General features: G+C 39.0%; 13 protein-coding genes and 3 tRNA genes. 8 read left to right on the forward strand and 8 right to left on the reverse strand.

Annotated elements, in window-relative coordinates:
- The first annotated feature begins 122 nt into the window (after positions 1–122).
- The 8 genes from VMW78_03695 to VMW78_03730 all read left to right on the forward strand — a co-directional run bounded on the left by VMW78_03695 (position 123) and on the right by VMW78_03730 (position 7,214).
- A tRNA-Leu gene (locus tag VMW78_03695) sits at positions 123–209 on the forward strand.
- A 69-nt stretch (positions 210–278) separates the two neighbouring features.
- Complete coding sequence (gene tig, locus VMW78_03700) at positions 279–1,616, forward strand: trigger factor (protein ID HUV50108.1); 1,338 nt, start codon at positions 279–281, stop codon at positions 1,614–1,616.
- Positions 1,617–1,634: 18 nt separating this feature from the next.
- Complete coding sequence (gene clpP / locus VMW78_03705) at positions 1,635–2,252, forward strand: ATP-dependent Clp endopeptidase proteolytic subunit ClpP (GenBank protein HUV50109.1); 618 nt, start codon at positions 1,635–1,637, stop codon at positions 2,250–2,252.
- A 1-nt stretch (position 2,253) separates the two neighbouring features.
- Positions 2,254–3,498 (forward strand): ATP-dependent Clp protease ATP-binding subunit ClpX, encoded by a 1,245-nt coding sequence (gene clpX / locus VMW78_03710; GenBank protein HUV50110.1) that lies wholly within the window; start codon positions 2,254–2,256, stop codon positions 3,496–3,498.
- Positions 3,499–3,510: 12 nt separating this feature from the next.
- Positions 3,511–5,958, forward strand: a complete 2,448-nt coding sequence (gene lon, locus VMW78_03715) for an endopeptidase La (protein HUV50111.1) — start codon at positions 3,511–3,513, stop codon at positions 5,956–5,958.
- An 86-nt stretch (positions 5,959–6,044) separates the two neighbouring features.
- Positions 6,045–6,120 (forward strand) — tRNA-Val (locus VMW78_03720).
- Between the two features lie 75 nt (positions 6,121–6,195).
- Positions 6,196–6,272, forward strand: a tRNA-Asp gene (locus VMW78_03725).
- A gap of 108 nt (positions 6,273–6,380) precedes the next feature.
- Positions 6,381–7,214 carry a hypothetical protein gene (locus tag VMW78_03730; GenBank protein HUV50112.1) on the forward strand — a complete coding sequence of 278 codons (834 nt, stop codon included), beginning with the start codon at positions 6,381–6,383 and terminating at the stop codon, positions 7,212–7,214.
- Positions 7,215–7,312: 98 nt separating this feature from the next.
- Here VMW78_03730 and VMW78_03735 read toward each other — a convergent pair whose 3' ends face one another.
- The 8 genes from VMW78_03735 to VMW78_03770 all read right to left on the reverse strand — a co-directional run bounded on the left by VMW78_03735 (position 7,313) and on the right by VMW78_03770 (position 15,203).
- A complete protein-coding gene (locus VMW78_03735) occupies positions 7,313–8,098 on the reverse strand; it encodes a PEP-CTERM sorting domain-containing protein (GenBank protein HUV50113.1) in 786 nt (261 codons plus the stop codon).
- Between the two features lie 69 nt (positions 8,099–8,167).
- Positions 8,168–8,527 carry a hypothetical protein gene (locus VMW78_03740; protein ID HUV50114.1) on the reverse strand — a complete coding sequence of 120 codons (360 nt, stop codon included), beginning with the start codon at positions 8,525–8,527 and terminating at the stop codon, positions 8,168–8,170.
- Between the two features lie 811 nt (positions 8,528–9,338).
- A complete protein-coding gene (locus VMW78_03745) occupies positions 9,339–9,632 on the reverse strand; it encodes a hypothetical protein (GenBank protein ID HUV50115.1) in 294 nt (97 codons plus the stop codon).
- Positions 9,633–10,683: 1,051 nt separating this feature from the next.
- On the reverse strand, positions 10,684–12,570 hold the full coding sequence (locus VMW78_03750) for an AAA family ATPase (protein HUV50116.1): 1,887 nt from the start codon (positions 12,568–12,570) through the stop codon (positions 10,684–10,686).
- A 143-nt stretch (positions 12,571–12,713) separates the two neighbouring features.
- A complete protein-coding gene (locus VMW78_03755; GenBank protein ID HUV50117.1) occupies positions 12,714–13,082 on the reverse strand; it encodes a hypothetical protein in 369 nt (122 codons plus the stop codon).
- 155 nt (positions 13,083–13,237) lie between these two features.
- On the reverse strand, positions 13,238–13,426 hold the full coding sequence (locus VMW78_03760) for a hypothetical protein (GenBank protein HUV50118.1): 189 nt from the start codon (positions 13,424–13,426) through the stop codon (positions 13,238–13,240).
- 148 nt (positions 13,427–13,574) lie between these two features.
- Complete coding sequence (locus VMW78_03765; GenBank protein HUV50119.1) at positions 13,575–14,708, reverse strand: S49 family peptidase; 1,134 nt, start codon at positions 14,706–14,708, stop codon at positions 13,575–13,577.
- Between the two features lie 15 nt (positions 14,709–14,723).
- A complete protein-coding gene (locus tag VMW78_03770; GenBank protein ID HUV50120.1) occupies positions 14,724–15,203 on the reverse strand; it encodes a hypothetical protein in 480 nt (159 codons plus the stop codon).
- Positions 15,204–15,219 lie beyond the last annotated feature (16 nt).

Genomic DNA, 15,219 nt, shown 5'->3' on the forward strand with positions numbered 1-15,219 from the left:
TTCGTAAAAAGTCAGATTCATCATATATTGTTTGATAATATTTTTCTTATTATATATATATTGATTATTAAATCAAGGTTTTTGCAACCAGCTTTAATCTGCAGATGAAATAATTGCAACCTGCGAGAGTGGCGGAATTGGTAGACGCACTGGACTTAGGATCCAGCTCTGGGAACAGAGTGGGAGTTCAAATCTCCCCTTTCGCACCAGTTAAAAATAAAATGTAATTGCCTGAAAATCGAATATAATTTTTGATAGTTAATTGAGAAAGGAAAATTATGCAAGTTATTGTAGAAGATATTAACAGTGTAAAAAAGAAACTTCATATTGAAATCCCAAATGATATGGTTGTCCAGGAACTGGACCATGCCTATAAAAACCTCAAAAAAACCGCAAAGATAAAAGGTTATCGCCCAGGTAAAACGCCCCGCTCGGTTCTGGAAAGATTATTTAAAAAAGATGTGCATTCAGATGTATCATCTAAATTGCTTCAGGACTCATTAATTAATGCGATCAAGGAAAAAGATCTTAAGGTTATTGGAACCCCGGAAATTGATCCACCTGAACTTAACACAAAAGAACCTTATAAATATGATGCAATAGTCGAGATACAACCGGAAATTGACAAGCTCGATTTTAAAGGGTTAAAACTCAAAAAAACTCTGTACAGTGTAAGTGATGAAGAAATATCTACACAGCTCAAGATGCTGCAGAAAAACCTGGCTCAGCAAAAGACGGTCGAAGAAACTCGGCCGGTTCAAAAAGGGGATTTTGCCCTCATAGATTATGAAGGTTTTAAAGACGGAAAACCATTTGCCGAAACTCAAAAGACGGAAAATTTTACATTAAAGGTCGGCAATGGTCAAATTTTCAAGGAATTCGACGAACAACTGATCAGCATGAATCCTGGTGAGAGCAAGGAAATAAACATACATTTTCCTGAAGATTATTTTAACAAGGAACTGGCTAATCTTGATATAAGCTTTCATGTTAAACTCAATGAAATCAGAGAAGAGGTGCTCCCTGAAATAAATGATGAATTTGCCAAGAATTTCGGCAAGTATGAAACACTGGATCAACTGAAAAATGCAATTTCCGATAACCTGCAGCAGGGTTATGGAAAAAGAACCGAGCAGGAGCTTAACGAACAGATCTTTACGGCATTGATAGCAAAAAAGGGGTTTGAAGTGCCGGATACAATGGTTGAATATGAGCTGGATGGTATTATTTCAGATATTGAAAGGTCTTTTGCTAACAGCAACACCTCAATGGAAAACCTGGGCCTTTCAAAAGAGAACCTTTCAGAAAAATATCGGGATACGGCAATAAAACAGGTTAAGCGTCATTTAATATTAAACAAGTTGATTGAGCAGGAAAACCTGACCCTTTCTGATGAAGAAATTAATAACGGCTTCGAGGAGATGTCCAGGGTTTTTAATAAACCGCTTGAAGAAATAAGCAGCTTCTATAAACAGAACAAGGATAATCTGGAATTATTTAAAAATACACTCCTTGAAAAAAAATCAATCAAGCTTATTATTGAAAATAGCATTATTGAAAATGTTGAACCTGAAGCCGAGCAGAAAAAGCAAGAGGCTAAGGATGAAACTAATTAATTTGAAAGGAGAATATTCGTGCCGTTAATACCGATGGTTATAGAACAGAGCAGCAGAGGGGAACGGGCATATGATATTTATTCAAGGCTTCTCAAGGATAGAATAATTTTTTTAGGCTCTCCGATAACCGATGAAATTGCAAATCTTTTAATAGCCCAGCTACTGTTTCTTGAGTCTGAAGATCCTGACAAGGATATAAATTTTTATATTAATTCGCCTGGCGGAGTTGTAACAGCGGGTCTTGCCGTATATGACACACTGCAATATATTAAACCTTCTATTGCCACGGTATGTGTCGGCCAGGCCGCCAGCATGAGCGCGGTTTTACTCGCCGCAGGCGCAAAAGGGAAACGATATTCCCTTCCCAACTCCAGGATTTTGATCCACCAGCCAATGGGCGGATTCCAGGGGCAGGCATCTGATATTGCTATACAGGCCAGAGAAATACTTCGGATGAAAGATACCTTGAATGATATACTGGTATTTCACACAAACAAGAACTTAGAGCAAATACGCATTGATACTGACCGCGATTTTTTTATGTCCGGTAAAGAAGCAAAAGAATACGGAATCATAGATCACGTGATCACCGACAGGGATGATTTCGATCAAATAAAAAAGACTGGAGGGGCGTAAAATGGCAAAAAAAAGGGGTCCAAACAATAATCTTTTCTGCTCATTTTGCGGTAAAAAACAGACTGAGGTTACAAAGTTGATTGCAGGACCCGCAGTCTATATATGCGATGAATGCATACGATTATGCGGCGAAATAATCGATGAAGAAACTGAAAAAAAGAAGACCGATATTGAGCAAAACTTTACTCCAAAAGAGATTAAAGCCATGCTTGACGATTACGTGATTGAACAGGACAGGGCAAAAAAAATCCTCGCCGTCGCTGTCTATAACCATTACAAAAGGCTTGATAGCGCGGTTACTATGAGCGATGTTGAAATACAAAAAAGCAACGTCCTTATTATTGGGCCAACCGGATGCGGCAAGACTCTGCTGGCTCAAACCCTTGCCAGGTTTTTAAATGTCCCGTTTACAATAGCTGATGCTACAAGTCTGACGGAAGCCGGCTATGTTGGTGAAGATGTTGAAAACATCATAGTTTCTTTGCTCCAGAATGCCGATTATGATGTGGAAAAAGCTAAACGCGGTATTGTTTATATTGATGAGATCGATAAGATTGCGCTTAAATCGGATAACCCTTCCATTACACGGGATGTTTCAGGTGAAGGGGTGCAGCAGGCATTATTAAAAATCATTGAAGGAACTACCGCCAGTGTGCCTCCCAAAGGAGGAAGAAAGCATCCTCAACAGGATTTTATCAAGGTCGACACCTCTGATATTCTTTTTATTTGCGGAGGAACTTTTAATAATCTCGAAAAGATAATTCAGCGGCGTTTAGGATCTAAAATTATGGGCTTTGGCGCCAACATCAGCAAACAAAAAGATAAAAAAATTGGTGAAACCCTGCAGCTGATTCAACCTGAAGACCTGATCAAGTACGGGTTGATTCCTGAATTTCTCGGTCGCCTGCCTGTTATAACAACTCTTGACGAACTGGACGAATCTTCCTTGATTAAAATATTGATCGAGCCTAAAAACGCCCTGATCAAGCAGTTTAAAAAGCTTTTTGAGATCGAGGGCGTAACCCTGAGATTTACGGACAGCGCTCTTTCAGCCATTGCAAATGAGGCTTTGAAGCAAAAATCCGGAGCTCGGGGGCTTCGATCTGTTCTGGAAAATTGTCTGCTGGATATAATGTATAAAATTCCTTCCATCAAAGGTATAAAAGAATGTGTTGTTGGTGAAGATGTGATTTTAAACAAGGAAGATCCTATTCTTCTGTATGAACAAACAAAAAAACGGGCTTAAGCATAAAAATTTATGATTAATTTACAAAAAATATTCAAAGATGATGAACCGGTATCGTCAAGGTTAATTCTCCCCCTGTTGCCTCTGAGAGATATTGTGGTCTTTCCCCACATGGTTTCACCTTTATTTGTAGGACGCGCAAAATCTGTACAGGCCCTTTCCGATGCGATGAATCGCGATAAAAAGGTTTTTCTTGCTACCCAGAAAAAGATGGACATTGACAATCCTCGCCCACAAGATATTTCTTCAATCGGCGCCATTGGAGATGTGCTTCAACTTCTCAGGCTGCCTGATGGCACGGTAAAGGCATTGGTTGAGGGACAAACCAGAGCCCGTATTATTCGTTTTGTTAAAAATGAAGACTTTTTCCTTGTAGAAATAGAACCTGTCATTGAACCTGAAGTATCAACTCCTGAGATTGTGGCCCTGAACAGAGCCGTTGTTCAAAGTTTTGAAGAATATTCCAAACTAAACAAGAGCATTTCAAAAAACCTGGTGGATAATGCTGCTTCCATCTCGGACCCTTCACAACTAGCCGATACCGTGGCAACCCATTTTTCTTTTAAAATGAATGATAAACAACGTTTGCTGGAAACAATATCACCTTCAAAACGGCTTTCCCTTCTCCTGGGCCTTATAAGGATGGAAATAGATATCTTCAAGATGGATCAAAAGATAAAAAAACGGGTTAAGAATCAGATGGAAAAGACCCAGAAGAGCTATTATCTGAATGAACAGATGCGTGCCATTAAAAAGGAAATAGGAGCTGACGAAGGCGCTGTTGATGAGCTGCAGGAGCTTGAAAAGCAGATTAAACGGAAAAGAATGTCAAAAGAGGCTTCAGGTAAAGCCAGGCAGGAATTTAGAAAGCTCAAGATGATGACTCCGATGTCGGCCGAAGCAACGGTTGTTCGAAACTATATTGAATGGATAATCAGCCTCCCCTGGTTCGAACAGAGCAAAGTGTGTAATGACATCGAAGAGGCTGAAAAAATTCTAAACGAGGATCATTATGGGCTGAAAAAGCCAAAGGAACGCATACTGGAATATTTAGCCGTTCAATTGCTGGTTAAAAAGATAAGGGGGCCTATACTATGCTTTGTCGGGCCACCAGGCGTGGGAAAGACTTCGCTGGCAAAATCTGTTGCAAGGGCTACAGGAAGAAAATTTATACGCCTTTCCCTTGGTGGTGTAAGGGATGAGGCTGAAATACGCGGACACAGGCGTACTTATATCGGCGCTATGCCCGGAAAAATAATTCAGTCATTAAAAAAGACCGGTGTGAACAATCCTGTCTTTTGTCTTGACGAAGTTGATAAAATGAGTATGGACTTCAGGGGTGATCCTTCTGCCGCACTTCTCGAGGTGCTTGATCCTGAGCAAAATTTCAGCTTCAACGATCACTATCTTGATATGGATTACGATCTTTCAGACATCCTTTTTATAACCACAGCCAATACTTTGCCGGACATACCGCTTCCATTACAGGACAGGATGGAAATAATACGCCTTGCAGGCTATACCGAATATGAAAAATATAATATTGCCAAAGAGTTTCTTATTAAAAAACAGCTGAAAATGAACGGACTTGAAGATAAGGATGTTAAGTTTTCCCAAAATTCGATCCTTTATATTGTGCAGCGATATACACGTGAGGCGGGTGTCAGAAATCTCGAGCGTGAAATATCTTCTATCTGCCGGAAGATTGCGCGCGAATTTGTAAAAAATAAAAACCGCAACACACATAATATTACAACAAAGTCGGTTGAAAAACATTTGGGGCCGCCACCGTTCAAACATGGTCAGCTTGAGGATAAGGATCAGATCGGTATTGTTACAGGACTTGCCTGGACGCAGGTGGGAGGAGAGCTCCTTTGCATTGAGACCCTGATTATGCCGGGAAAAGGAGATCTGATAATGACCGGCAAATTAGGCGATGTTATGAAAGAATCCGCCCAGGCAGCGGTAAGTTATATCCGTTCACGCGCCGACAGCCTTATGATTGACAATAAATTTTATAAAAAATGCGATATCCATATACATGTTCCAGAGGGAGCCATCCCCAAGGATGGACCTTCAGCAGGCATTTCAATATGCACATCTATTGTGTCAGCCCTTATCAGAAAACCGGTATATCGTGATATTGCCATGACCGGTGAAATAACCCTGCGTGGCAGGATTCTTCCTATCGGAGGATTAAAGGAAAAAATTCTGGCCGCTCATAGAGGAGGTATTAAAAAGATTATTATCCCAAAAGACAATGAAAAAGATATCAGGGATATACCACCTTCTATATTAAAACAGATAGAAATTATATTAGCAGAACACATGGATGATGTACTATCCAATGCCTTGATACTTAATGAAGGTGATACCCTTTTTAAAAAGGATTATATATCTTACCAGATAATGTCCGAAAACCCGCCCGAAAACCCGGAGGGCAGACCGGTTTTAATTTAGGTTTAACCTTGACATTATTTTATTATATTGTTAGCAGTATTTTTTCGACGAGAAAACCACATGTCGGGAATCTTTAAGTCTCATCAGGGCGGGTAGCTCAGCTGGGAGAGCATCGGCCTTACAAGCCGAGGGTCACAGGTTCAAGCCCTGTTCCGCCTACCACAAATGGCCTATAGCCATTTACCTTTAGCCAATAGCTATTAGCTGTTAGCTAATGATAAAAGTGAAGCTTTTCTTGGGGGTGTAGCTCAGTTGGTTAGAGCGCCGGCCTGTCAAGCCGGAGGTCGCGAGTTCAAGTCTCGTCACTCCCGCCATAATAAAGTCAAGGGGTTACGAACAATTAACAATCCCTTTTTAAATGGGTAAAATTCAAATTCCAACCTCATTTCCAACCTATAAAAACAATTTGTGGGTAATCAATTATGGCAACCTACAGAAGAAAAAAAGATAGTGACACATGGCATTCGCATAAGGAATGCTCTAACTGGCCCATATCGGATTATCAAGAACCAACAAGATATTGCAAAAAGTGTAACGAGTGTGTAGCTCTGGAGAAATTTGACAAGCAAGCACAAGATTTGCATGATACATCACCGCTGAAAAACATCCCGCATTGGTATATAGACTTAAGGTTTGATAATACTTTTAACGCTGATCCTAATCATATTTTAAGTCTTGAGACATACTGGGAAACAATAAGATCATGTTCCTATATTTCGGCAGGTTATTATCGTCCTCATGTAAACTTAACACAAGGCTCTTATAGTCACAATAAAGGAACAGACGGTAAAGGAACAAACTGGATAGATTCACAGGATAACAATGAACTCATTGAATATTGGCGATTTCACAGCAACGGTCAATTTGTGCATTTCCTTTCAATTGAGGCCGAAAAGCAAAACCAAATTGGAATCAATTCCATTAATAATACTATCAGAGACATTTTTAACTTTGCTGGCACATTAGCACAACATCTTAATGCCACCGCCTTTATTAAAATCCGAATAGTAAATATAAAAGGGTTCGTTCTTTATCAAGACGGGGGGTTACCTGTGTTTATTAATTCTTACCCAGCCTTTGAAGATCCTTGTCTTAATCCGATAAAGCTGGACAAGACAGCCCTAACCTCTAAAGATATGGATAAACTCGCACGGGGAGCCACAGCTTCGATTTTTAAAAGCTTTAACGTTAATAATATCACAGAAAAAACTTTAAAGAAAATACAAAAAGATTTAAGGCCCCGCCATCTTGCTTAAGATTAACCATCTCACTTATTTTGAAGGCCAGATAATAAAACCCGGGCTCCATCACTGGAATCCGGGCTTTGATTTTTAGGCTCGCCTATTGTGATCTGTTATTTTTTAACCTTCCTCCTGAACCTTGAAAAACCAAACAAACCAGAACCTACAAGAAATATTGTGGCGGGTTCGGGCACCGGAGTGCCTGCTGCTACTCTTACCAAGTCAATGGACTCAGATCCAAAATAGGAAGTACCCCAACCACCATTATAGGCATAATGCCAGAATGATATATTAACTCCACCAATAGAAGTGATCGCTGGTAGTGTTAATAGTGATGAATTGTTCCATAAATATTCAATCGTGTTGCCTTCCTGTATAATATCTATATCTGCTGATCCTGCTTGAGGAAAATAATCACCACGTATATAAACACCTTCTCGATATCTACCACCCACAGAAATAAGCCCTATTCCGAAATCCATAGCCCATGGATCACAATATCCTATTGCGGTTAAAAATTTGTTCTGTGTATCAAAAAGCTCTATAAAAACAGCTTGCATAGCAAGAACCGTCTCTTGCCCTTGGCTGTTTTGGGAATCCCATGAAATATTAAAATCTATATGGAAATCAGAAAGCGGGGAAAAAGTTCTTGAAAGATTTACTATACCCCAAGGAGTAACAGGGCCAGAACTTACATCAATATCCTGGACATCTGTAACAATAAGGTTTGTGCCTGATTCACTATAATCCCAACCCGCAGCATTCTCAAAAGAGATTGTCCAAGCTGGGCCTAAAACCCCATTATTAAAATCATCTTCAAGGATAAGAACTGCCTCCGAAGATCCCACGGAACCTATCACAATCAATATTGCGGAAAAAAACACCCAAAATTTTTTCATTGTTCGTTTCCTCCCATTTATATATTTCGGTACTAACAAAGGAAGTAACAAAGCAAAATCGCCTGTATTTTATTTTTTATACCCTTCCCGCCTCCAGTTTTTATCATAAAAGGTTTCTTTGCCATCTTGCCTTTTAATATATCCGGTTCGGTTTCCGTTTTGGTCATAAGTTGTGCCGGTGTTATTATCCCAAACAGTTTTGCCGGTTCTGTTTTGATCTTGATCGTATTTAACAACCTCGTCATCTTTATAAATGCTGTGGCCGGTTCTATTCCAGTTTTTATCAAAGTGTGTTTCTTTGCTGTCCTCAATAACTGTATAACCGGTCAAATTGTGTTGCTGGTCATATTGCCTTATTGTTTCACCTGCAAAAACACCTTCGGCACAAAAGAAAATCATTAAAATAATAAGAAATAAAAACTTTTTCATGCCGCGACCTCCTGAATTATCTTAATATTATAATCTCATTATCAGGTAAAAGCAATTTTTTAACCTGCTATAACTATAAAATAACCCTTTTTATCGAAAGAAAAAGATAATTTCAGCCAAAACATCAAAACCACCTTTTCCTAAATACATTTTTTACGCCATAGATATTCTGTAATCTCAATAGGTTGGCTGAATCTGAACCCCCGATTTAACCATATTTCTGTAATAACTATCATAATATCGGAAAAACGCCGGAAAGCCTTTATTGATAAGGGGTTACAGTAAGTTTATATTCACTTTTAAGCCTGTTTTTAGCTAAACAATAGCTGCAATCAGTCCGATCTTATTAAAAAACAGTAGTCAGCAAGCATATAAGACTTAATGGCTTGATATTACTGAATAATAAGCTTGTTTTAGGGCTGTAATTTCCGGCATCCCTACTAACCTTGCAGATATACTAAAACATCATAATTACAGCATGTTAAACGTGATTTTGAATTGACTACAATACAAAGCAAAGACAGCAACCGCCAGATTGACTACAAACAGAATTTTTATAAAAGAAATGGCATTAAAACAAGGGGTTGCGACAAGTCGATTTTTCAGAAATTGCCGGAATTTCGAGGGGTGCAGTATTGCAAGATGTGTGTCAAGTTGACAAAAATCAAAGGGGTGGGTATATTATATATTTATATATCAAGTAGTTATAATGTATTGTTTATTTTGTAGTCATGGAATGCCTGAAGGTCAAGACGGGTTATAATATTTCATTAACCACCTGAACTGCTATCTATAGCAAGTATATGGTTCTTTAAGTGTAACCATAATACCCATAAGGTTTTACCCTTGGACTCGCTCTGTCCCTGTTGTATTGATACCCTCCAGTATCAAAGCCGACCGACCATGCCTTGATATGTTTATTATCTCTGCATCCTGCCCTTGCCTGTCTGTTGCAATCATTAAGCTGTATAGCCAGGGACAGGCTGCTTATAGGCAGGCATAAAGGGTATATACCTATTGAGTTTATATATGCCTTTTGTTTATTATTGATCTTGTTATCAAGATAAAGACAGATATAATAAACCTGTTTAACCTTCTTGATCACAGATAAAAAGATCACCTATCCGGCATCTTTTTCCCAAAAAACCAAAACAGTAAAATTTATCAATTATCACCATGTTTTTACATAGCTATCAAACTAACTTATTATAATTGTTTAGTATAATAACGACAAGCCTTGTAAAGCCTTGCTATACCTATAATCCGCTGTAAAGCCTTACAATACATAGTATTACAAAGGAATGCTGAAGACAAAGACTTTATAAGGGATAGGTAGTAATATGTTTAATGATATTGACAAGTTACAAAGCAGTAAAATAAAGCATTTGCCGTCCGATAACAGCTATTATGTAAACTTTCGTAAATTGCAGGCTGCTAAACGTTGAAAATAAAGGCTTTGGGAAAGTGCTTATAATGTCCGATAAAAAAACAAATAGCCGTTTATTTTATTCAGGTCAACGAATATTATGCAATACAAAAAACTAAGATCACAAATATAAAATGTTTCTTTCCGGTATCACTACAAGGTTAATGACGTAAGGATAAAAAAAACTAAACACAATATATTGATATATCTTTAAATCAGTTACTATATATTGTGTTTTTGTGTGCCAAAAGTCGCATAATTAGCTATAATTAAGTATAATTATAACTGTTATGATGGGTTTTGCCTATCACACCCTTTCAAAGTGTTTCAAAATGAAACATAAGGTTGTATAAGATTATAAAGCAGGATTCGGGCATATTTTAAAAATATCTTCCATATCCTGGCAGGAAAATATAAATATTAATTTCGGGAGTTTTTAGCAGGAAAACATGTTAACCGCGATTTGTTTTTGTCCTTGCGGTAAAATGTTATAAAATTGATATGTTTTGCTACGAAGATTCGAATCATAAAATACAATTAGTTGACCAGTTGACAACCCCCAGAGGGGGGGGTTGTCAACAACTGGTTTGGAATAAAAAAGTTGACTAAAATTCTTGTTATTATTTAAAGTAAAAACAATATGTTATATAATACCAGTTGACTAAAGTTGACCAGCTTGTTGACTTGTCAACTCGGTTGACTCAGTTGACTAAAAAGTTGACTAAAATTCTTATCCGTTTGCGGTCATAAATCCTGATTGCGTGAGTTTGTTTTTTTGACTTAGCAAACCATCTTTAATAGCCTTTTTACGGATACGGCTGATATATGCCTTGTCAATTCCTAATATATCTGTAATTTCTGTTTGTGATAATCCTTCGTCAAGCAATTTTAATATTTCGGTTTTAGTTTCCGCCTTAATATTTCCGTATGTCCAAATATGGTTTTTATTCTCGTCAAGGGTAAGTTTAAACTCTTGATCCGATAATAAATGCAAACATTTTGTATCAACTCTATTTTTACCAAATTGCAATATAAAACGTGCCCCATCTTCAGGGACATAATTATAAGGAGCTTTCAGCATTATACTTGTGTCAAGGTTGTCCTCACGTGCGGAAGTCCCCCTTTGCCGTCCATCTTTAGATACATGGTGCAATAAAATTGTGCTGATTCCACAAAATCTTAACTCTAAAAGCCATTGATTTATAATATCCCAATCCTGCTTAGCGTTTTCATCAAGACCAGGCGCTAAGCTTGCGATATTGTCAACTACCCACAATTTGACATGCCTGCTTATTAAAATTTCCTTCATAAGGTTTCGCCAGTCAACATCAACAAGTGACGCCCTATGCAGTCCCATTGAATTTGCATAAGCATCAGAATAAAAAAGCAGTGGATTTTTACGGGCTGAATGAAGTTTTAAATTTTCGATTCGATCCCGATCGTCTCTGATTGTCATTTCACCATCCAGAAACAAGCAGGAAACTGATTTTTTGCACTCCCAAGGGCCAAAATTTGAACCTCTTGAAACTGCGTCCAGTATTCCAAGGGCAAGCCAGGTTTTGCCGCATCCCCTCCATCCTGATATAAGATTAATCGAATCTTCTTTTAACCACGGAAATAAAAGCTCCTGCTTTTCCGGCACGTCTATTTTATAAAATTCATTTGCTGATAATATTATATCATTAATAGTGATTTTTTTAGGCGGTTCATAAATTTCGGCATTTTCAATTAAAATTGAAAACCGCTCCGCTGCTTCGTCCAAGTCGTCAAAACTGTCAAGCCAGTCAGAAAAATCGCCCCCCTCAGACAATCCAGGCAATTCCAGTAACTGAATATTCTTTGCTATGTTTTTTATATTTTGAAAAACTTTTTCAATATGCTCGCATCCGGGTTTGTCATTGTCTGGCACCAGTATAACTTTCTTGTTTTTGAAATATTGATTTAAATCCTCAGACCAGTTCCCGGCCCCGGCAACATTGCAAGTACCTGTGAAATTCAGCCTTCCCGCATTATTGCAATCTTTTTCACCTTCAAAAACAAAGACGGTTTCTGCATCAATAACCTTTAACAGGTTGTAAGGCACTTTCGGTTTAATACCTTTAGTTGACCATTTCAGCCCATCCGCACTGCATTGTCTGAAGGTCTTAGGCTCAAACCTACAGTTGTAATAAAGAACTTTGCCATTTGCGTTTACATAAGGATATTTTTCAATCGGAGATCCCAACTCGTAATGCTCAAACGGGTTTGTTTTCTTGTAAGTAGTTTTGACCAACTTTAAACCAGGCATGTATCTTTTAAACAGCTCCTTGATATTCGTATCTGCAAGCCAGGCATGAAAATCAACTATATCGCCCCCTTTTTCATTACATTGACGGCACCAAAATCGTTGTTGATCTGTTCTAAAAACAAAACGATCATTTCCGCCGCATTTAGGGCAAGGCCCGCAAAGGCTGTTTTCCGATTCTTTGCGTAAGTTCTTAACAGCCTCCGGGATGCCCGGAAGCATTGATTTTAAGGCATCAATACTGCCTTTGCTGTTTTGCACAAAATTTAAAGTCTTCTCTTCCGGATTTTCGTCAAAATTAAAATTTAATTTTTTCACATTATTTTTTTTCATAATTATAACCTCCACACGGGTCAGTTTTTGGGGTGGGCGCGCAAGTGTGTGGCCTTACGTGCCCATTAACGCCGCCGGGCGAACCCCAAGAATTAATTGCTTTGCCTCCCGTGCGGGATTAGCTAAAATTCAAATCTTGAATGTCAATTTTTAGAAATTATTAAATCCATATTCAGCACAACCGGGGACGCATTTGCTTCTTTCGCTTTGAATTTCGCCCATACAGTGCTAATAATCGAAGCATTGAACCTGTCACGGCTTGCATTTCCGACACTTGATTTAAAAGAAGTATGAATAGCCGTTGCATTTGCAGGAGTATAAAATGTTTCGTCAGGTGTATCGCCCACTTGATATGTCACTGCTACGTTGCCGCCGCCGGAAGCATTAAGATCAGCAAAATATTTTGTTTTCGGCCCACATTTGCCAAGATATATTGGAGTGGCCAGAACAATACTCGCATTCTTTGCAATTGTTCTACTTGAAAATATCGTTATTTTTTCTGTAAGTCCCATAATGGAAATTTTCCTTTCCTTTTGTTGTTGTTGTTGTGACGAACCGAACCAGAAACAGTCCGATTCGTCACGGATGGGCGGTCATTCGGAGGTGAACCCTAATCGCCGCCCAAGGAGGGATAATAAACTGGCCGAAGTCCCATCCCACGTTCAGATTATAGTCTATTTTTTAGGCGCAAAATCAGGCATTGCCCGCTCTTTGTTTCGACTTTCACCCCTGATTCAAAGGCAACAAAGTCAAGGATATCGTCCTGCAATTCAAGTTTTTCGACTAAAAGGTTGACGTCGATTTTGTAAATTCCGGCGATTTTTTCGAGCTCAAATTTGTTTAGATTATAAAGCATACTCAATCTCCTTTGCATTTTAAAAGTGATAGGGAGAGGCCGTTGACGTATGAAAACGGCCCAGCCCTTTTAAAGGCAGCAGCTGTAACGGCTCCCACGAACAGAAACAGCTGCGCCCATTGGCGCATCCGGTACGCCCATGCATAACTTATTTGCCTTGGCCGATCATCTGGCCGATTTCATAATCGGCTTTTGATTCCTGCATTTTGGGCATTGTCAAAATCTGCCTGCGCCGTATATCGGCCAACTCCGTGACTTTGCGGCTTATGCCTTTTGCTTTTTCTTCCTGAAGCCAGTTTGAAGCTGTCTTTGCTTCCTCGCTGAAATGCAAGAGGCAAGCATCTTCAAGAGCCTTCAACTCCGGCAAATCCTTTGCTCTCTGGATATCTTCGGCAACCGCTTTTAAGCTATTCATGGCAGTAATGTTCCTTTCGGTTTTTATAGTGCCGGAATATTTGCCTTTCAGACGAGTCAACAAACTATCCCATGATTCAATCCGATCCGCCAAACCCACATCTATTGCTTGCTCCCCGATAAAAAGACGCCCCTGACCCATTTGTTTGTCCGCAACATCGGCAGTCACGCCCCGGTTTCTTGCAATGTCCTGGATCATCAGTCCATATAAAAAATCAAGTTTGCCTTGGATATTTTTTTCATCATCTTTACTCAATGGGTTGTACTCATTGCCAACTGCTTTGAATTTGCCAGCTTTAAGCACCGTGGGTTTGAGTCCTTTTTGTTCGTATGCTGCTGAACGATCCATGTGCAGACCGATAATGCCGATACTTCCAGCTTGCGCCGATTTGTCGGAAATAATTACTTCGTGTGCTGCGGAAGCAATAAAATACGCCGCTGAAGCTGCGAGGCCATTGCAAAAAGCAATTATTCGCTTTTTAAGCCTTGATTCATAGATTAGGTTAGTGAAAACCATCAAACCACTTACGTTGCCCCCTGGAGAATCCACATCAAGTAAAATCGTTTCAACCGCCGGATCTGCAAGAGCTTTTTGAAAATCCCTGCCCGCAATTTCGTAACTCGTGCCACCACTTGCAGCCGCTATAATATTCATTCTTTTTGCCAACGTGCCGTAAATTTTTATAAATGCAATGCCGTTTTCGACCTTATATCTATTTTCCGCTTGGCCCGCATCTGCCAGCGATAGTTTTGCTTCTATATCCTTCAATTCGCCAAGCTGTTTAGCTTCAACCACTTGTAAAATTTCTTCCAGTTTGTCAGGGGTGATAGCCCAGGCAGAATTAATCATCAAATCATATAATTGCATAATTTTTAAAACCTCCTAAATAAAATATATTTCAGCCGAAGCCTTTAACGGCAGGCGTTCGCAAAGTTCTTTGTCTTCTCCTATTAAGGCCGTCCATTGTTTATTAAGATTTTCCCTCATCGCTATAAGCCCTTCGCGGTCTTTTATTGCTTTTAAAACCCTTTCGACCGCCCGTGCCTTTCTGTCTTCAAAGTTTTTTGCCTCTTTCTGAAGTTGGTAAAAATCCAAAACACAATTTAAAACGGATATTTGCCGTTCCAAGTCTTTCAATTGTGTTTCAATCTCAATTTTCTCATTCTCCAATTTTTCAATTTTCTTCTGTAATTTTTCAACCTGCAATTTATTATAATCGAAACTTAAGCGGATATTTTTATATTCCGATTCATCCGAAGCCGCCTCAAGCTTAACCTCAAGCGCATTTACTTCCGTTTGGAATACTTCCAGTTCAGCCGTAAGCTTTTGGATCTGTTTTTCAATAGGTATGTTATCCTTCATAATTTTTTCTCAAACC

The organism is Anaerolineae bacterium (assembly GCA_035529315.1).
Taxonomy (GTDB): domain Bacteria; phylum Desulfobacterota; class Desulfobacteria; order Desulfobacterales; family ETH-SRB1; genus Desulfaltia.